The sequence below is a fragment of the Stenotrophomonas sp. genome (assembly GCF_059505245.1).
In genome coordinates this window covers 1-17,089 of the sequence record NZ_JCACKF010000016.1, presented here as the reverse complement: position 1 = coordinate 17,089, position 17,089 = coordinate 1, and the positions used below count along the sequence as shown (strand labels likewise).

General features: G+C 68.2%; 14 protein-coding genes and 1 tRNA gene. 5 read left to right on the top strand and 10 right to left on the bottom strand.

Annotated elements, in window-relative coordinates; genetic code table 11:
- Nucleotides 1-109: 109 nt before the first annotated feature.
- On the bottom strand, nt 110-2,230 hold the full coding sequence (locus tag AC5JLE_RS06555) for a methyl-accepting chemotaxis protein (protein WP_496065134.1): 2,121 nt from the start codon (nt 2,228-2,230) through the stop codon (nt 110-112).
- Between the two features lie 183 nt (nt 2,231-2,413).
- Between AC5JLE_RS06555 and AC5JLE_RS06550 the strand changes: the two genes are divergently transcribed.
- Nucleotides 2,414-2,869 (top strand): Rrf2 family transcriptional regulator, encoded by a 456-nt coding sequence (locus AC5JLE_RS06550; protein WP_100450786.1) that lies wholly within the window; start codon nt 2,414-2,416, stop codon nt 2,867-2,869.
- Nucleotides 2,859-3,764 (top strand): NAD(P)/FAD-dependent oxidoreductase, encoded by a 906-nt coding sequence (locus tag AC5JLE_RS06545; RefSeq protein ID WP_049406697.1) that lies wholly within the window; start codon nt 2,859-2,861, stop codon nt 3,762-3,764. The genes AC5JLE_RS06550 and AC5JLE_RS06545 overlap by 11 nt, the downstream gene beginning before the upstream one ends.
- Before the next feature lie 95 nt (nt 3,765-3,859).
- Here AC5JLE_RS06545 and AC5JLE_RS06540 read toward each other — a convergent pair whose 3' ends face one another.
- The 4 genes from AC5JLE_RS06540 to AC5JLE_RS06525 form a co-directional block, all read right to left on the bottom strand.
- Entirely contained in the window at nt 3,860-5,080 is a 1,221-nt protein-coding gene (locus AC5JLE_RS06540) for an RtcB family protein (protein WP_496065133.1), read from the bottom strand.
- A 56-nt stretch (nt 5,081-5,136) separates the two neighbouring features.
- A complete protein-coding gene (locus AC5JLE_RS06535; protein WP_005411579.1) occupies nt 5,137-6,261 on the bottom strand; it encodes a slipin family protein in 1,125 nt (374 codons plus the stop codon).
- Nucleotides 6,262-6,618: 357 nt separating this feature from the next.
- Nucleotides 6,619-6,691, bottom strand: a tRNA-Gln gene (locus AC5JLE_RS06530).
- Between the two features lie 649 nt (nt 6,692-7,340).
- Nucleotides 7,341-8,297, bottom strand: a complete 957-nt coding sequence (locus tag AC5JLE_RS06525; RefSeq protein ID WP_032961500.1) for an aldo/keto reductase — start codon at nt 8,295-8,297, stop codon at nt 7,341-7,343.
- A gap of 169 nt (nt 8,298-8,466) precedes the next feature.
- On the opposite strand from AC5JLE_RS06525, the gene AC5JLE_RS06520 reads away from it, so the two are divergent.
- Together AC5JLE_RS06520 and AC5JLE_RS06515 are read left to right on the top strand one after the other, a co-directional pair.
- Nucleotides 8,467-9,324 (top strand): class I SAM-dependent methyltransferase, encoded by an 858-nt coding sequence (locus tag AC5JLE_RS06520; RefSeq protein WP_100450782.1) that lies wholly within the window; start codon nt 8,467-8,469, stop codon nt 9,322-9,324.
- Between the two features lie 171 nt (nt 9,325-9,495).
- Complete coding sequence (locus AC5JLE_RS06515) at nt 9,496-10,035, top strand: pseudouridine synthase (RefSeq protein WP_014648817.1); 540 nt, start codon at nt 9,496-9,498, stop codon at nt 10,033-10,035.
- Between the two features lie 91 nt (nt 10,036-10,126).
- On the opposite strand, the gene AC5JLE_RS06510 is transcribed toward AC5JLE_RS06515, so the two are convergent.
- The gene (locus AC5JLE_RS06510; RefSeq protein ID WP_014648816.1) at nt 10,127-10,501 is read right to left on the bottom strand and encodes a hypothetical protein; all 375 of its coding nucleotides are present in this window, start codon (nt 10,499-10,501) and stop codon (nt 10,127-10,129) included.
- Between the two features lie 175 nt (nt 10,502-10,676).
- On the bottom strand, nt 10,677-13,181 hold the full coding sequence (gene hrpB / locus AC5JLE_RS06505) for an ATP-dependent helicase HrpB (protein ID WP_496065132.1): 2,505 nt from the start codon (nt 13,179-13,181) through the stop codon (nt 10,677-10,679).
- Between the two features lie 67 nt (nt 13,182-13,248).
- Between hrpB and AC5JLE_RS06500 the strand changes: the two genes are divergently transcribed.
- Nucleotides 13,249-14,046 (top strand): TatD family hydrolase, encoded by a 798-nt coding sequence (locus AC5JLE_RS06500; RefSeq protein WP_041864321.1) that lies wholly within the window; start codon nt 13,249-13,251, stop codon nt 14,044-14,046.
- A 55-nt stretch (nt 14,047-14,101) separates the two neighbouring features.
- Here AC5JLE_RS06500 and AC5JLE_RS06495 read toward each other — a convergent pair whose 3' ends face one another.
- From AC5JLE_RS06495 to AC5JLE_RS06485, 3 genes are all read right to left on the bottom strand, one after another.
- The gene (locus AC5JLE_RS06495; RefSeq protein ID WP_032961506.1) at nt 14,102-14,986 is read right to left on the bottom strand and encodes a Rossmann-fold NAD(P)-binding domain-containing protein; all 885 of its coding nucleotides are present in this window, start codon (nt 14,984-14,986) and stop codon (nt 14,102-14,104) included.
- Nucleotides 14,983-15,921: a 2-dehydropantoate 2-reductase gene (gene panE, locus AC5JLE_RS06490; RefSeq protein WP_053496507.1), complete on the bottom strand. Its 939-nt coding sequence runs from the start codon at nt 15,919-15,921 to the stop codon at nt 14,983-14,985. Before panE ends, AC5JLE_RS06495 begins: the two co-directional genes overlap by 4 nt.
- Nucleotides 15,922-16,108: 187 nt before the next feature.
- Complete coding sequence (locus AC5JLE_RS06485; RefSeq protein WP_049406681.1) at nt 16,109-16,876, bottom strand: hypothetical protein; 768 nt, start codon at nt 16,874-16,876, stop codon at nt 16,109-16,111.
- Nucleotides 16,877-17,089 lie beyond the last annotated feature (213 nt).

The window sequence follows — 17,089 nt, the reverse complement described above, 5'->3', positions numbered from 1 at the left end:
ACTGTTCATGCCGCCACCCATGCAGCGTTGGACGCTGCCGGCCAGCGGCCGGCACTCCCCCTGTCTGCGCTCGACGGTAGTGCCGGCCGCTGGCCGGCAACCGGATCAATCAAGCCGCGCGTGCCAGCCCGCCCTTCGCCGCCGCCGTGGTCGACAGGTCGAACACATCCACCGCATCGATCAGGCGGTTGGCCTGCTGCTCCAGGCTGCGCGCGGCGGCGCTGGCTTCTTCCACCAGCGCGGCGTTCTGCTGGGTCGTGCCGTCCATCTGGATCACGGTCTGGCTGACCTGTTCGATGCCCGCGCTCTGCTCCTGCGAGGCCGCGGAGATCTCGGCCATGATGTCGGTCACGCGCTGCACCGATGCAACGATCTCGGCCATGGTGTCGCCTGCCTCGCGCACGCGCTGTGCGCCATGGCCAACCTGTTCCACCGAGGCTTCGATCAGTGACTTGATCTCCTTCGCGGCTGCCGCCGAGCGCTGCGCCAGCGTACGCACTTCGCTGGCGACCACCGCGAAGCCGCGGCCCTGTTCGCCGGCGCGTGCCGCTTCCACCGCAGCATTCAGCGCCAGGATGTTGGTCTGGAACGCGATGCCATCGATGACGCTGATGATCTCGGCGATCTGCCGCGACGAGGTCTCGATCGCGCCCATCGTCGCCACCACCTGGCCGACCACGCTGCCACCGTGCGAGGCGACCGTATGGGCGCCGATCGCCAGCTGGTTGGCCTGGCGCGCATGTTCGGCGTTCTGGCGCACGGTGGAGGTCAGCTCCTCCATCGATGCCGCCGTCTCCTCCAGGTTGGCCGCCTGCTGCTCGGTGCGGCGCGACAGGTCATTGTTGCCGGCGGCGATCTCCGCGGCGGCGGTGTGGATGTTGCCGGAGGCGTGCTTGATGTCGGTGACGATGGTCGCCAGCTGCGTGGCGGTGGTGTTGGCATCGCCGGCGATACGCGCGAACACCCCCTGGAAATCACCGTGCATGCGTGCACCGAGGCGGCCATCGGCGATCGCGCGCAGCATGCTGGAGACCTCGCCCAGGTTCAGCTCCGTCGTCTGCATCAGGCGGTTCAGGCCTTCGACCATTGCACGGAAATCATGCTCGAAGCGGGCACTGTCGCCGCGCTGGCTGAAGTCTCCTGCGCCGGCAGCTTCGGCCAGGCGGCGGATCTCGCCATTGATCAGGCCGAGGTTGTGCTTGGCCATGTCCAGCGCTTCGGTGATCACCGCCTTCTCGCCGGGCAGGCGTTCCATGTCCTGGCTGAGGTCGCCGACCGCGTAGCGGCCCATGATCGAGATCGCGCGCATCTTCACCCGGATGTGCGCATCGACCAGTGCGTTGCAGTCGGCCACCATGGTGCCGAACGCGCCGGGGAAGGCAGCGGCGTCCATGCGATGGCTGATGGTGCCGGCTTCGTGCGCCTGCGCCATCGCGGCCTGTGCATCCAGCACGCTGCGCAGCGTGGATTGCACCGCCTGCATGGCCTGCGCGAGGCGACCGATCTCGTCGCGGCTGCGCACCTGTACTGCGTGCTGCAGGTCACCGGCGGCCACCGCGCGCGCCGCTGCTTCCACTGCCAGCACCGGCTGCACCACCGCACGCCGCAGCCACCAGGCCAGACCGATCAGCAGCAGCACGGCGGCCAGCACGGTCAGCGCCGCGCACAGCAGCAGGGTCTGCCGGGCCTGCTGCGAACGGGACGCCACCGCCGCTTCAGCCACCTGCGCGGCGTGCGTGCTCAGCGCATCCAGAGCCATCGCCACCGGGCGATCCTTGCCGCGCACCAGGTTGTCGCCGGCCGCGGGATCGTAGCCGGCTGCGGCAAATGCCTGCAGCGCCGCGTGATAGTCCTGCTGCAGCTGCGCGTGCAGGCCAACGAACGCCTGCGCCAGCTCACGCGTGCGCGGGTCCGGGCTGGTGGCCAGACCCTTGGCCAGCTGCCCGACCAGGCGGCCTTCGCTGTCGAAGCCATCCAGGTGGCGTTGGCGCAGCGCATCGTCGTGCCCGCGCAGCAGCACGTTCTTCCATTCCTGCACCTGGCCACGGAACTCACGCTGCAGGCGTTCGGCATCGCGGCTGTGCGCGACTTCGGGCGGGACCTCGGTGGACAACTTCAACCAGGCGGAGGCCAGGCCTGCCAGCGCGCACAGCAGGACCACGGCCAAGCCAACAGAGACCGCGCCGAGCAGCTTGGACTGCAGGCGCGGAGCACGGACAGACGCATTCATCGGGAAGCACTCTCGGGAAGGGGCAATGCGGTATCGACCCGCTACGCTTCCGCTGAAGTGCGACGAACATCACATTAGCGTTTCGTTTAGTGATGTGAAGGAAGTGTTTCATAGGACAAATGTGTCCATATGGAACAAATGCGGACCCTGGACAGGGGATATAAATGTAACTAATGTAGTTACATGAAATCCGCGAACCCGCTCTCTGACGCCCTGCATGTGATGGCGCATCTGGTCGGCCAGGATGGCCCGCGCACCTCCGGGCAGCTGGCGTCCTGCCTGCCGACCCATCCGGTGGTGATCCGCCGTCTGCTGGCGCAGCTGCACAAGGCCGGCCTGGTACGCAGCACCCGCGGTCATGGCGGTGGCAGCCAGCTGGCCCGCGACGCTGCAACGATCACCCTGCATGACATCTATCTGGCCGTGGGCGCACCGCCGCTGGTGCAGGTCGGCGCCCGCGACGCCGGCGGCGGCTGCCCGATCCAGCAGCTGGTCAACAGCGCGCTGCTGGAGGGGGCACGCGAGGCACAGCGGTTGCTGGAGGCGCGCCTGCGGGCGACCACGCTGGACCAGCTCGGCGCCGACTTCGCACGCCATCTCGCCCATCACCGTTCCCTGGAAGGTCACCATGAATCCTGATGTGCTCATCGTCGGCGGCAGCTACGCCGGCATTGCCGCCGGCCTGATCCTGGCCCGTGCCCGGCGGCCGGTCACCGTCATCGATGCCGGTTCACCACGCAACCGCTTCGCCAGCCATTCGCACGGGGTGCCAGGGCTGGATGGCATCAGTGGTGCCGAGCTGCTGAAGACCGCGCGCCAGCAGCTGCTGGACTACCCCACGGTGCGCTGGGTGCATGCCGAGGCCGTGCAGGCCAACACCAGCGCAGAGGGCGTGGAAGTACGTACCGCCGATGGCCAGGTGCTGGCCGCGCGCAAGCTGCTGCTGGCCAGCGGTATCGCCGACCAGCTGCCGGAACTGCCCGGGCTGGCCGAGCGCTGGGGCAGCACCGTGCTGCACTGCCCCTACTGCCATGGTTACGAAGTGGGTGGCGGCGCCATCGGCCTGCTTGGCGGCCATCCGATGTCCGCCGGCAAGGCGCCGCTGTTTGCCGACTGGGGCAATGTCACCTTCTTCAGCATGGGACGGGACATCACTGATGAGGAACGCGCTGCCATGCAGCAGCGCGGCGTGCAGATCGAGACCTCGCCGGTGCTGGGCGTGCAGGGCGACCAGCCGACCTGGCTGGAGGTGGAGCTGGCCGACGGCCGCCGCATCGCCCAGCGTGCGCTGTTCGTACCGGCCACCCAGGCGATGGCCACGCCATTGGTGCAGCAGCTTGGCTGCGCCTTGGTCGAGAGCCCGCTGGGGGTGCTGATCGAGGTCGACATGATGAAGCAGACCTCGGTGCCCAACGTGTACGCCGCAGGCGATGCGACGACGGTCGGCAACATCACCCTGGCCATGGCCGAAGGCGTGCGCGCGGGCATCGGCGTGCATCATGCGCTGGTGGCCGAAGACAGCGTGCCGCGCTGAATGTGCCGGGGTCAGATCCCTTTCGCAGAAAGCGATCTGACCCCCGACGCGACGTGCTGCTCTGGTAGAGGCCGGCCTTGGCCGGCACCGCTCCGTTACCCCTTCACGCACAGCACCTGGCGCAGGGTGTGCACCACCTCGACCAGGTCCAGCTGCGCTGCCATCACATCGTCGATCGACTTGTACGCGGCCGGTGACTCGTCCAGCACGCCGCTGTCCTTGCGGCATTCCACGTGCGCGGTGGCCTCGCGGTGCTGGGCCAGCGTGATCTGCTGGCGCGCCGTGCCACGGCTCATCACCCGGCCGGCACCGTGGCTGCAGCTGTGGAAGCTGTCGGCGTTGCCCTTGCCGCGCACGATGTAGCTGCGCGTGCCCATGCTGCCGGGAATGATGCCCAGCTCGCCTTCGCGCGCACTCACCGCCCCCTTCCGGGTCACCAGCAGTTCCTGGCCGTGGTGCGTCTCCTTCTGCACGTAGTTGTGGTGGCAGTTCACCGCCATCGCTGCCAGCTGGAACTTCGGCAAGCGGTGGCGCATCTCGGCCAGCACGCGCGACATCATCGCCTCGCGGTTCTGCCGGGCGTAGTCCTGCGCCCACGACACGGCTTCGACGTATTCATCGAACAGCGGCTCGCCTTCCATGAAGAACGCCAGGTCCTTGTCCGGCAGGTGGAAGCCGAGCACGCGCCGGGCCAGTTCCTCGCGCGCCTTCTCGATGAAGTAGGTGCCGATCAGGTTGCCGGTGCCGCGCGATCCGCTGTGCAGCATCACCCACACCGTGTCCGTCTCGTCCAGGCACAGTTCGATGAAGTGATTGCCGCCGCCCAGCGTACCCAGCTGGCGGTCCAGCTTGTCGGTGCGGATGCGGCGGTGCTTGTCCTTGATCTTCTCCAGGCCGGCGGCCAGCCCGGACTGCACCAGCCGGGTGTGGATGCTGTCGGGCATGCGGTGATGCTCGCCGCCGCGCCCGTTGCCCACCGGAATGCTGCGCTCGATGCTGTTGCGCAGCTGCCGCAGGTCATCGGGCAGGTCGTTGGCGCGCAGCGTGGTGCGTACCGCCGCCATGCCGCAGCCGATGTCGACGCCGACCGCGGCCGGGATGATCGCACCGCGGGTCGGGATCACCGAGCCGACGGTCGCGCCCTTGCCCAAGTGGACGTCCGGCATCACGGCCACCCACGGCCCGACGAACGGGATCGCGGCGATGTTGCGCAGCTGCTCATGCGCCTGCGCTTCCAGCGGCACACCGTTGACCCAGCCCTTGATCGGCGTGGTGCCCTCGGCATGCAGCCATTGATAGTTCTGTTGAGTGTCCATGTCTTCCTGAATGTCCTTGATGGGCCGGCGGCGCGTCCCTGCGCCACCGCTACCCCCTACCTGATCGTCACCAGCTGCTTCAGCACGCCATCCAGGCCGCCGAACACGGTGAGCGTGTCGATCTTCTCGGTGACCTTCTCCAGTGCCTCCAGCTCCTTCAAGCGCATCAGCACCGGGTTGTCCTCGATCAGCTTTGCGGTGTTGAGCTGCGAACGCGTGGCGTTGGCCTCCTCGCGGCGACGGATCACGCTGGCCTGGGCCTGCTTTTCGGCCAGCACCACGCCGTTGAGGATCTCCTTCATCTCGCCCGGCAGGATCACGTCCTTGATGCCGACGCCGAGCAACCGCACGCCGTGGCCTTCGATCGCCGCCTGCACATGCGCAGCGATCTCGCCGTCCAGTGCCGCCTTGTCACCCAGCAGCTCGTCCAGGCTGCGCGCGGCAATTGCCTGGCGCAGGCCGAACTGCAGCTGCCGGTAGACGAACTCATCGGCATTGCTGAGCGTGCGGTGCGCACGCACCGGGTCGACCACCTGCACGGTCGCGGCCAGGTTCACCCGCAGGGTCACCTTGTCGCGGCTGAGCAGTTCCTGGCCGGACACGTCCAGTGAACGTGCGCGCAGTTCCACACGCTCCACCGACACGTTGCCGTTGAAGTTCCAGAACGCGTGCAGGCCGGCGTCCAGCGTCTGCCGCAGCGTGCCATCGATGAACAGCAGGCCGACCGACTCGCTTGGCACCGTGCTGATCACCGCCACACGCGGCAGCACGCCCAATTGACCCAGCCGCTGCTGCACGTCGGCCGGAATGCGCGGCTCGTCACCCAACGCCATTACCTGCACCTGGGTATCGACCGAACCGCGCCAGTACAGACGGCGGCTGCCCGGCGGCAGCACTTCATCGATGCGGCCGTTGCGCAGCAACAGGCCGACCTCGCTGGCGCCGACGTTGGCCAGCACGAAGTGCGTGTCCAGCTGTGCGCCCAGCGCTTCGATCAGGCTGTCCTGGTCGCTGCCGGTGTAGGCCGCGCCCTTCGATGCAGTGTGGATGTCCACGTGCGGCCGGCCGCCGAACGGCGACAGGCGGTGCACGCCCGGCAGCAGGATCTGCTGGAAACGACGGTTGCGATACACCAGGCCGCGCTCGCCGTCGCCGATCACGACCTTGATGGTCCAGAACATGGGAGTCTCTCCTTGTATGGCTCTGGTGGTTCGACCCGTTGCGGATGAATCGCCATGACCCGGGTCGATCAGGTCGTGGCGCGGCCGCCTGCACACCACGTGCAGGCAGCGGAAGAGGGCGGCCATCGGCGGACGGTCCGCGCGCGGAGCCTTCGGTGCGCCGGCAGTGCTGCCATCGCCGTTCCCGGCAGGCAGCACCGGGGCGGAACGTGGCTGGCAGTGGCGGCGGGCCGGGGCCCGGCGTGCGGTCCGTTGCCTTCCACGTTCCTGCCCGAAGGCGATGGCGGTGGACGGCGACGATGGCCGCTGGGGCTCGCGCCCCGGGTGTTGCTTCAAGTCATGACGTGACAGGTCATGTGGTTTGGAGTGGGAGTCGAACCCACGACAGACGGAATCAGGATCCGTTGCTCTACCCTACTGAGCTATCCAGTTGGGGACCGCGCGGAATCGAACCGCGTACCGGCGAACCGGCGCCTGCCTCCAGCAGGCGATCCAGGCGATGGCATGTCCGCGACCTCCGGCATACGCCACGGCAACGCCGCGCGCACCAGCCCGTGATGGAAACGGGACCGTTGGAGAATCGAGGGTGCAGGCCACCGACATTATCGACGAGCGATAATGTTTTGATGCGATGCAGATAATGTCCAGGCGCAGCCGATCGCGCGAAGTAAATCCTTCGGCGGGGCGGGAGAAACCTGGGTCAGTGAGCGGCGGGTTGCCGCGCGGGGTGCAGTTCTGGCATCGCGGGTCCTTGTGCCGACGCAAACGAAAACGCCCCCGGGACTTGCGTTCCGAGGGCGTCGTCAGGCCTCGGAGATCGGGGTGGCCGATCTCCGCAGGGCGGGTATCAGGCCGTTGTCAGCTGGTCTTCCTTGCCGAACGCGCGCGCCAGCCCGTCCATGCGCAGGCATGGCAGCAGTTTGGCAATGGCGACGGAATGCGCGTTCAAGGGAAGTTTCCAGTGGTTGTTGAAACGAGGTGCGCACGATAAACCACGATTTAGTCGTGCGCAACCATTTTGTTCAATTATTTTCTGCGGTATGTGTGCAATGCCGGCCAGCGGCCGGCACTACCGGGCCTCACGCTTCGGCGCTGGCGGCATCCAGCTGCGCGACATCGTGCACGCTCAGCGACACGTTGGCCGCCGCCAGCAGATCGTGCAGTTGTTCGACGCTGGTGGCGCTGACGATCGGCGCGGTGATCGACGGCCGCGCGATCTGCCATGCCAGTGCGATCTGTGCGGCGCTGGCGTTGTGCTTGCTGGCCACGTCATCCAGCGCCTGCAGGATGCGCAGGCCGCGCGGGTTCAGATAGCGCTTCACCACCGTTTCGCCACGTGCCGGGCTCTTGGCCGCATCGGCCGGTGTGCGGTACTTGCCGCTGAGGAAGCCACTGGCCAGGGCGTAGTAGCCGATCACGCCGATCTGTTCGCGCTGCACCAGCGGTTCCAGCTCCTTCTCGTAGCCGGCACGGTCGTACAGGTTGTACTCCGGCTGCAGGGTTTCGTAACGCGGCAGCTTGTAGTCGGTGGACACCTTCAGCGCATCGGCCAGGCGCGTGGCGCTGTAGTTGGAGGCACCGATGGCGCGCACCTTGCCGGCTTCGATCAGGCGGCCGAACGCGGCCAGGGTCGCTTCCAGTGGCGTCGACTCATCATCCTCGTGGGCCTGGTACAGATCGATCACGTCGGTCTGCAGGCGGCGCAGCGAATCCTCGACCGCCGCATTGATGTTGTCCGGGGTCAGGCCGGGGCGTTCGGCCCATTTGGCCACCTTGGTCGCCAGCACCACCTTGTCGCGCTTTCCGCTGCGCGCGAACCATTTGCCGATCAGCGTTTCCGATTCGCCGCCGGTGTTGCCCGGCACCCAGGCCGAATACACATCGGCGGTGTCGACCAGGTTGAAGCCGGCGTCGACGAAGGCATCGAGCAGGGCGAAGCTGGCCTTCTCATCGGCGCTCCAGCCGAACACGTTGCCACCGAAGGCGAGCGGACGTACATGCAGGCCGGAACGGCCCAGTTCGCGGGTTGCCGTCATGGGCACGGACTCCTTGGGGGAAGTGCTCCAGAATAAAACGCGTAGTGTGACCGTGCTGCGGCGGCGACCACAAAACAGTGTTCCGCGATACGCACGCGGCTAACGTTTTGTGAACACCTGGGGCGCCGCGGCTGCTAGTCTCGCCGCATCTTCCGCTGGAGTCGCTCCGATGATGCCTGCTTCGTCCCTGCGTGGTTGCCGCCTGCTGCTTGCTTCGGCCCTGCTTGCCGCTGTTCCCGCGTTTGCCGCACCGGCCACGGTCGCGCCGGCGAAGATCCAGGTGTCGCCGGCCATCGACGCGGCGGTGAAGGCGCCCACCCGCGATGCCAACAACGTCAAGCGCGACGGTTTCCGCCACCCGGCGCAGACGCTGTCGTTCTTCAAGGTGACGCCGGAAAAGACCGTCATCGAGATCACCCCCGGCAACGGCTGGTACTCGGAGATCCTGGCGCCGCTGCTGCACGACAAGGGCCACTACGTTGCTGCGGTGGTCGATCCGATGGCGGTGCCCGAAGGCCGCGGCCGTGACTACCAGCAGCGCAGCCGCGACAGCCTGGAAAAGAAGTACGCCGCTGCACCGGCACAGTTCGGCAAGACTGCCGTGGTGGCCTACGATCCGGCCAAGCCGGTGTTCGGCCCGGCCGGTTCAGCCGATGTGGTGCTGACCTTCCGCAACGTGCACAACTGGCGCAAGGCCGGCCAGGCGCAGGGCATGTTCCAGGGCTTCTTCAACGTGCTCAAGCCGGGCGGCGTGCTGGGCGTGGTCGAGCACCGCGCCAAGGCCGACGTGGCCGACGACGATGACACCGGCTATGTCGGCCAGCAGCAGGTGATCGCGATGGCCGAGGCCGCCGGCTTCAGGTTGGACGCGCGCAGCGAGGTCAACGCCAACCCGCGCGACACCAAGGACCACCCGAACGGCGTGTGGACGCTGCCGCCGACCAACCAGCACGACAAGGCCGATGATGCGAAGTACCAGACGATCGGCGAAAGCGACCGCATGACCCTGCGCTTCATCAAGCCGTAAGAGGGGTGCCGGGCTGGCGCATGCTGACTCTGTAGAGCCGAGCCCATGCTCGGCTGCTGTTGCGTTCCGCCGTGCTGTGCGCGATGAGCCGAGCATGGGCTCGGCTCTACAGCCGAGTGGCACGTGGCGCGGCATGGGACAATGCGCCACCCGCCGACTGCCGTGCCCGCAATGCTGATCGCCTTCAACAAGCCCTTCAACGTGCTCTGCCAGTTCACCGACCGCAGCGTACCGCCGCGGCCGACGCTGGCCGGGTTCGGCCTGCCGCCGCGCGTGTATGCCGCCGGTCGCCTGGACCATGACAGCGAAGGCCTGCTGCTGCTGACGGATAACGGCACGCTGGCGCACACGTTGACCGACCCGAAGCACAAGGCCGACAAGACCTACTGGGTGCAGGTGGAAGGCACGCCCAGCGATGAGCAGCTGCAACGGTTGCGCGATGGGGTGGAGCTGAATGACGGGCCGACCTTGCCGGCGAAGATCGAGCGCCTCGATCCGGCGCCGTCGCTGTGGACACGCGATCCGCCGGTGCGCTTCCGCAAGACCGTGCCCGATGCCTGGCTGGCGATCACGATCCGCGAGGGCCGCAACCGCCAGGTGCGGCGGATGACCGCGGCAGTGAACCTGCCAACGCTGCGGCTGGTGCGGGTGGCGATGGGGCCCTACCGGCTGGACGACCTGCAGCCGGGGCAGTGGCGGCAGATCGGTTGAAACAGAAAGGGCCGGATACCTCGCGGCATCCGGCCCTCGTAGCTGGTAGGGTCAGAGCCCTTCCTGCGGAAGGGGTCTGACCCGGGCAGCTTCACGCGTCGCTGCCGATATCGCTGTGCTCGTCCACCACGGTGTCGTTGCGGCGGTCGCGTGCGTGGATGCGCTGCGCCTGCCCATTCACCACGTGGCCATTGGCAGCCTTCTTCTTCTGCTGCTTGCGGTACAGCGCATAGCCCAGCAGGCCGACGCCGACGGCAGCCGCGGCAATGGTCACGGCCGGGTTGCGGCGGGCGAACTTGGTGGCGACCTTGCCGCCGGTCTTCACTGCGCCGAGGGCGGCGCCGGTCTTGATCCAGTCCGCGTTGCGCAGGCTGCCACCGGCGCTCTTCAGGCCATCGCCGGCGGTGTGGGCCAGCTCCAGGGCGCGCTCCAGAGCGCGGTCGGTGATTACGGTCAGCTTGCTCATGCGGGGGTCCTTTGCCTCGGGTCGAAGTCCAGTGTCGCGTGTTGCCCGTAAACGGTATGTCAGTCGGGGACGCACGTGGTGTGACTTTAGCGTAGCCATTCAGGATCAGGCAGGCTCCGCACCCGGTAGTGCCGGCCGCTGGCCGGCAATGCTCTCCGCCTGGTGCCAGGGGGCTTCAGGTTCCGCGCGGCTTGGCCCGGTGCGTGGCCGTCGCCGTCCACGGATCATCCGGCCATGGGTGGCGCGGGTAACGGCCCTTCATCTCCTTTTTCACTTCGGCGTAGGTGCTTTCCCAGAAGTTGCGCAGATCCTGGGTGACCTGCAGCGGGCGGCCGCCGGGGGAGAGCAGGTGCAGGGTCAGCGGCACGCGGCCATCGGCGATGCGCGGCGTGTCGGCCAGGCCGAACAGTTCCTGCAGCTTCACCGCCAGCACCGGCGGCAGCGGATCGCCGCTCTCGCTGTCCAGCGCATAGGTGATCGGCCGCTCCAGTCCGGACGGCACGGTGATGCGGGTCGGCGCATGACGCTCGACCAACTGCCGTTGTGACCACTCCAGTGGCGATTTCAGCGCCTCGCCGAAGCTGGATTCATCCAGCGCATCCAGTCGCGTCCTGCCGGCGAACGCGGGCTGCAGCCATTGTGCGCGCGTGGCCAGCAGGGCATCGTCGCTGCAGTCGGGCAGGCCGAGCTCGGGCATCCAGCGCCGCAGCGATTCCACCCGTGCCTGCCACTGGCGCAGGCCCTCGGTCCACGGCAGCGCCTGCAGGCCGAGCTCGGCCACCGCATCGGTCAGCGCCTGCGCGGCGTGCTGCGGATCGACCCGGCCAGCCGAGCGGCTGTCCAGCACGATCCGGTCGAAACGGGTCTCGCGCAGCGCCACCAGGGCGCGTCGCTCGCTGTCCCAGCGCACCACGTCTTCGGTGACGAAGCGCTCCGGCCATGCCTTGCGCAGCTGGCCTTCATCCACCGGTGCGGCACGCAGCAGCAGCGCATCGCGCGCCTCGAAGCGCAGTTCGCTGGCCACCAGCCACGGCTCACCGCGCAGGTCACTCAGTTCGTGCAGGCGCGCGCTGCGGCCATTGGCCAGCAGGTAGCGCAGCGGATCGCCGGGATGCTGGAAACCGATCCGGTCGGGAAAAGCGTGTGCAAGCAGATCGCCTAGTTCGTGCGCCTCGATGCTGGCCGGCGGCGTAGCCTCGCAGCGCAGGCGGCGACGCCACTGCTTGGCGGCGGCATCAATGGCGGCCAGCCCGCTGCGGTTGGCATCGCCCGGCGCGCGGCCAGTGCGGAACGCGGCCAGTGCGCGCCAGCGGGCCGCCAGCGCGTCACCGCCCTGGCGCAGCGGGTCGCGCGCTTCCAGCAGGGCGGCCAGATCGGCGGCCAGCGCCTGCGCGCGGGCATCGGGCGCTGCCAGCAGCATCGCCGCCATCCGCGGGTGCGTACCCAGCGCCAGTACACGGCGCCCGAGTGCGGTGATCGCGCCCGAGTCCGACAGTGCACCCAGGCGTTGCAGCAGTTCGCGCGCCGCAGCCATCGGGCCGGCCGGTGGCGGGTCGAGGAAGCGCAGGTCGCTGCTGCCCCACGCGGCCAGTTCCAGCGCCAGTCCGGCCAGTTCCACCTGGTCAATCTCCGCGCGGCGCTGCGGCTCCAGCCGCTGCGACTGCGGCCACAGCCGCCAGGCCACGCCCTCGGCCACGCGACCGGCACGGCCCGCGCGCTGGTCGGCCGACGCCTGCGCGATGGCCACCACGTCCAGCCGGGTAAAGCCGCTGTTGGGGTCATAACGCGGCTCGCGCGCCTGGCCGCTGTCGATCACCACGCGCACGCCGGGCAGGGTCACCGACGACTCGGCCACGTTGGTCGCCAGCACCACGCGACGGCGGCCATCGCTGGCCATCTGCAGCACGCGCGCCTGTTGTTCCACCGGCAGCTCGCCATGCAGCGCCAGCACCTCGACGTTGCCATCGAGTGACTCCTGCAGGCCGGCCTGGACGCGCGCGATCTCGCGCTGGCCGGGCAGGAACACCAGCAGGTCACCCGGATGCTCGGCCAGTGCCTGCTGCACCGCGCGGCGCACCTGCAGTTCCAGGGCTTCATCGCGGCGCGCCGGGAAGTGGCTGATCGCCACCGGATAACTGCGGCCCTCGCTGCTCAGCCGCGGCGCATCGAGGAAGCGTGCCAGCCGCTCGCCGTCCAGCGTGGCCGACATCACCACCAGGCGCAGGTCGTCGCGCAGCTGCGCCTGCACGTCCAGCGCCAGCGCCAGGCCCAGATCCCCACTGAGATGGCGCTCGTGGAATTCATCGAACAGGATCGCGCCGACGGTTTCCAGCATCGGGTCGTCCTGCAGCATCCGGGTCAGGATGCCCTCGGTGACCACCTCGATGCGGGTGCGCGCGGATACCTTGTTCTCGAAGCGGATGCGGTAGCCGACCGTGCCGCCGACCTCCTCACCCAGCTGCCGTGCCATGAACAGCGCCGCGCTGCGCGCGGCGACCCGGCGTGGTTCCAGCAGGATGATCCTGCGGCCCTGCAGCCACGGCGCGTCGAGCAGCGCCAGCGGCACCTGGGTGGTCTTGCCGGCACCGGGCGGGGCCTCCAGCACCAGCCGTGGTTGCACGGCCAGCTGCTGCTGGATCTGCGGCAGCAGCGGGGAAATCGGGAAGAGCGGGGCGTTCATATGCAAAGGATAAGGGGCCACGGCAGGCGCAGGTACAATGCGCGGGCACTTTTCCCCCGCGATGACCATGCACCTGATCGATATCGGCGCCAACCTGACCCACGACTCCTTCGACCGCGACCGCGATGCCGTGCTGGACCGCGCGCGCCAGGCCGGCGTGGTGCAGATGGTCATCACCGGTGCCAGCCGCGAGCACTCGCCACTGGCCCTGCAGTTGGCCCAGCAGCACCCCGGCTTCCTGTACGCCACCGCCGGCGTGCACCCGCACCACGCGGTGGAATACACCGAGGAATGCGATGCCGAAATGCGCGCGCTGCATGCCCACCCGGAAGTAGTGGCGGTGGGGGAGTGCGGGCTGGACTACTTCCGCGATTTCTCGCCGCGCCCGGCCCAGCACCGCGCGTTCGAACGCCAGCTGCAGCTGGCCGCGGACAATGGCAAGCCCCTGTTCCTGCACCAGCGCGATGCGCATGCCGATTTCATGGCACAGATGAAGAACGTCGAAGGCCGCATCGGCCCGGCGGTGGTGCATTGCTTCACCGGTGAGCGTGACGAGCTGTTCGACTACCTGGACCAGGACTGGTACATCGGCATCACCGGCTGGCTGTGCGACGAGCGCCGTGGCGCGCACCTGCGCGAACTGGTGAAGAACATCCCGGCCAACCGCCTGATGATCGAGACCGACGCACCGTACCTGCTGCCGCGCACGCTGAAGCCGATGCCGAAGGACCGCCGCAACGAACCGATGTTTCTCTCGCACATCGTGGAAGAACTGGCGCGTGACCGTGGCGAGGACGTGGCAGTGACCGCCGCGAATGCAACGGCCGCGACGCGTACGTTCTTCCGCCTGCCCGGCGCAGGTTGATGGTACTGCCGGCCGCTGGCCGGCAACACGGTTGATTGCCGGCCAGCGGCCGGCACTACCGGAGCAGGTCGCGCAGGCCCTCACGGTAGCTGGGGAACCGCGGCGCCCACGCCAGTGCTTCACGCGTGCCACGGCTGTCGATGCGCTTGTTGCTCTGGTAGAAGCGTCGCAGGGTCGGGCTGAGTGCAGGGTCGTCCCATGCCACGGCAGGTGGCATCGCAAACCCGCCCAGCTGCGCGGCGAAGGCCAGTACCTCCTGCGGCGGTGCCGGCTCGTCATCGGCCGGCAGATACAGGCCATCCACGCACGGCCGCTGCATCGACGCGATAACGACCGTCACCAGGTCATCCACGTGCAGCCGGTTGAATAGCAGCCCGGGACGCACTACGTGGCGGGCACGTCCCTGCGCCAGCTGCAGCAGCGCATTGCGCCCCGGCCCGTACAGGCCGGGCAGGCGGAACACTGCCGATGCGATGCCGCGTTCTCCTGCAAGCGCACGCCATTGCGCTTCGGCCCGCAGGCGCTGCACGCCGGCTGCTTCAGTGGCATCGGCTGCGCTGCGCTCGTCGACCCAGCCGCCGGCGCGGTCGGCATACACCGAGGTGGACGACAGATAGCCCACCCAGCGCAATGCCGGGCTGGCCCGCAGCGCGGGCAACAGCAGGCGCAGTGCAGGATCGCCATCGGCGTCGGGTGGCACGCTGCACAGTACGGCCTCGGCCTGCGCGATCTCATCGAGCAGGGCGGGCGATGGCGTGGCATCGGCACCCAGCGGATGGCGACGCAGACCATCGCGTGGTGCCGATGCGGGATCGCGTACCGTGCCGGCGACGTGTGCGCCCAATGCCTGCAGATGTCGGGCCAGCGCACAGCCACTCCAGCCCAGCCCGAGGATCAGCACCCGCGAGGGCGATGCACTGGCGGCGGAGATGATGCTCACGCGCCGCGCAGTGCCTGGTAGGCCTGCAGGCTGCTGTAGGCGACCTGCAGCAGCAGGGCTTCCTGGTCGGCCTTGCGCGCGCGGGCCAGCATGTCGCCGACGATCTGTTCGGCCTCCACCTGTTGGCCGGCTTCCAGGTCACGCAGCATCGATGCCTTCAGTGCCGAGCCGGCCTGGGTCAGGGTGCCGCGCGCGGTGTCCTGCGCGGCCTCGGGAACCGGTTCACCGGCGGCTTCGGCCACGGCCAGGCATTCGTCGTACAGGCCGCGCACGATCGCCTCGCCATCATCGGTGGCAACGATGGTGCCGATGTCGGCGCGCAGCAGGCAGGTCGCCGCCGCCAGCGCGGTCAGGAAGGTGTACTTGATCCATTGTTCCTGGCCGATGTGTTCGCTGGCCAGGTGATCAAGATGGGCCTGCGCGCAGACCGCAGCGAAGGCGCGCACGCGCGTCGAAGCCAGGCCGCCGTCGCGCTCGCCGAAGGTGAGCTTGGCCGGTTTGCCCAGGTGCAGCACCGCACCGTCGGGGGCCTTGGTGGCGCTGATGAAGCACAGGCCGCCAAGCACGGCGTCGCGGCCGAAGCGCGCGTCCAGTGCGTTGTAGTGATGCAGGCCGTTGAGGATCGGCAGCACGGTGGTGCCTGCGCCCACGGCCGGGGCAATGGCGTCGATCGAGCTGTCCAGGTCGTAGGCCTTGCAGCTGAGGATGACCAGGTCGAACGGCTTCTGCGCGGCCAATGCGGGCAGTGCATCAGCGGTGACATGCTGCACGGGGAAGCTGGCATCGCCGAGCGGGCTGCGGATGACCAGGCCGTCGCGATCCAGCTGGGCGGCACGCGCGGGGCGCACGAGGAAGGTCACGTCCACACCGGCCTGGGCCAGGCGACCACCGAAGTAACCGCCGGTACCGCCGGCGCCGAGGATCAGGATGCGCATTGCACGTTCACCGTGTTCTGGGGAATCAGGATTTCGATTGTGCCGGAGATCGCGGCCAACGGCGGTGCCCCTCGTGGTGGTTCGCGGGAAGCACGGTTCAGTGGGGTTGGCCGGGTGCGGCCACCACGGAAAACAGATCAGGAGCGGAAGCGGGCCGCTCGCTGCGCGAGCGCGTGTAGAACCGCGCTCAGGGCAGCTGTTCGCTGAAGCCTTCGGTGTATCCCAATAGAAGCGTGGTGCGGGAGGACAGCGTTGCAGCCAGTTGTGACCAGGTGTCGTGCGTTCCGGCAGCGTAGACGCGCTGCAGGTCCGCGACCAGAGCGTCCGCTTCCGCAGGCGACGGCGCGCTGTCACGCTGGAAGCCCAGCCACGATGCGCCAAGCCCGAACAGGCGGTAGTCGTGGTGCTTTTGCAGGTGCCGGATCAGGGCGTGGTTCTGGAAGATGTTCCAGTCCGCGCTGAAGTAGCCGTTGGGCAGGGCGGCGATCAGCAGGTCGTCACGATCCACGGGCACCTGTTGCACGCAGACCACCTCGTCGACGATGGGGTCCGGTGCGGCATTGGCCGCGACCAATGCCTCGATGTCTGCGTCATTGCACATCAGCGTGCCCGCCAGCGCGCTCCATTCCAGCCGATGAGAGGAATGCTCGAGCTGCGCGACCACATGCGCCAGCAACCGCCCGCGTGCCGCCAACGCATCGTCGGGGGTTGCCGGGTCTTCGTCCTCGTAGAGCGCGATGCGCGCGTCGTCTGACGCGTGCATGCTGGTGTAGCGGCACTGGCCGGCATCATCGAGCGTGCACAGGTAGCGATACCGGGGATCAGCCGCGTGCCGCGAGGCCAGGTATTCCAGCACCTCATCCAGCGTGGGTGAATCGCCCAGCAACGCATGGCTGAAGGCATCGATGGGGCCGTCCGACACGGCTTTGTCCAGCGCAATGGAAGTGATCTTCATCGCCACAGCCTAGCTGCAATCCCGGACGAAAAGATCCGGGCGTCGGCTTGACTCTACAGAGATCGCTTCAGCCACGCATGGCTTGGATCCATCGTGTCGACCAAGGTCGACACCTACCAGCAGCAGCGGAGAACGCCGTCCCGACAGATCGCAGGAGCCTGTCGAAGGCGGGGTGGGTCCGGTTGCGGGGGTGTCCGCGGCATGGATGCCGCG

Bases quoted from the DNA above. Each gene is read 5' to 3' on its own strand.
- AC5JLE_RS06555 (WP_496065134.1), bottom strand. From the start codon at position 2,230: ATGAATGCGTCTGTCCGTGCTCCGCGCCTGCAGTCCAAGCTGCTCGGC.
- AC5JLE_RS06550 (WP_100450786.1), top strand. From the start codon at position 2,414: ATGAAATCCGCGAACCCGCTCTCTGACGCCCTGCATGTGATGGCGCAT.
- AC5JLE_RS06545 (WP_049406697.1), top strand. From the start codon at position 2,859: ATGAATCCTGATGTGCTCATCGTCGGCGGCAGCTACGCCGGCATTGCC.
- AC5JLE_RS06540 (WP_496065133.1), bottom strand. From the start codon at position 5,080: ATGGACACTCAACAGAACTATCAATGGCTGCATGCCGAGGGCACCACG.
- AC5JLE_RS06535 (WP_005411579.1), bottom strand. From the start codon at position 6,261: ATGTTCTGGACCATCAAGGTCGTGATCGGCGACGGCGAGCGCGGCCTG.
- AC5JLE_RS06525 (WP_032961500.1), bottom strand. From the start codon at position 8,297: ATGACGGCAACCCGCGAACTGGGCCGTTCCGGCCTGCATGTACGTCCG.
- AC5JLE_RS06520 (WP_100450782.1), top strand. From the start codon at position 8,467: ATGATGCCTGCTTCGTCCCTGCGTGGTTGCCGCCTGCTGCTTGCTTCG.
- AC5JLE_RS06515 (WP_014648817.1), top strand. From the start codon at position 9,496: ATGCTGATCGCCTTCAACAAGCCCTTCAACGTGCTCTGCCAGTTCACC.
- AC5JLE_RS06510 (WP_014648816.1), bottom strand. From the start codon at position 10,501: ATGAGCAAGCTGACCGTAATCACCGACCGCGCTCTGGAGCGCGCCCTG.
- hrpB (WP_496065132.1), bottom strand. From the start codon at position 13,181: ATGAACGCCCCGCTCTTCCCGATTTCCCCGCTGCTGCCGCAGATCCAG.
- AC5JLE_RS06500 (WP_041864321.1), top strand. From the start codon at position 13,249: ATGCACCTGATCGATATCGGCGCCAACCTGACCCACGACTCCTTCGAC.
- panE (WP_053496507.1), bottom strand. From the start codon at position 15,921: ATGCGCATCCTGATCCTCGGCGCCGGCGGTACCGGCGGTTACTTCGGT.
- AC5JLE_RS06485 (WP_049406681.1), bottom strand. From the start codon at position 16,876: ATGAAGATCACTTCCATTGCGCTGGACAAAGCCGTGTCGGACGGCCCC.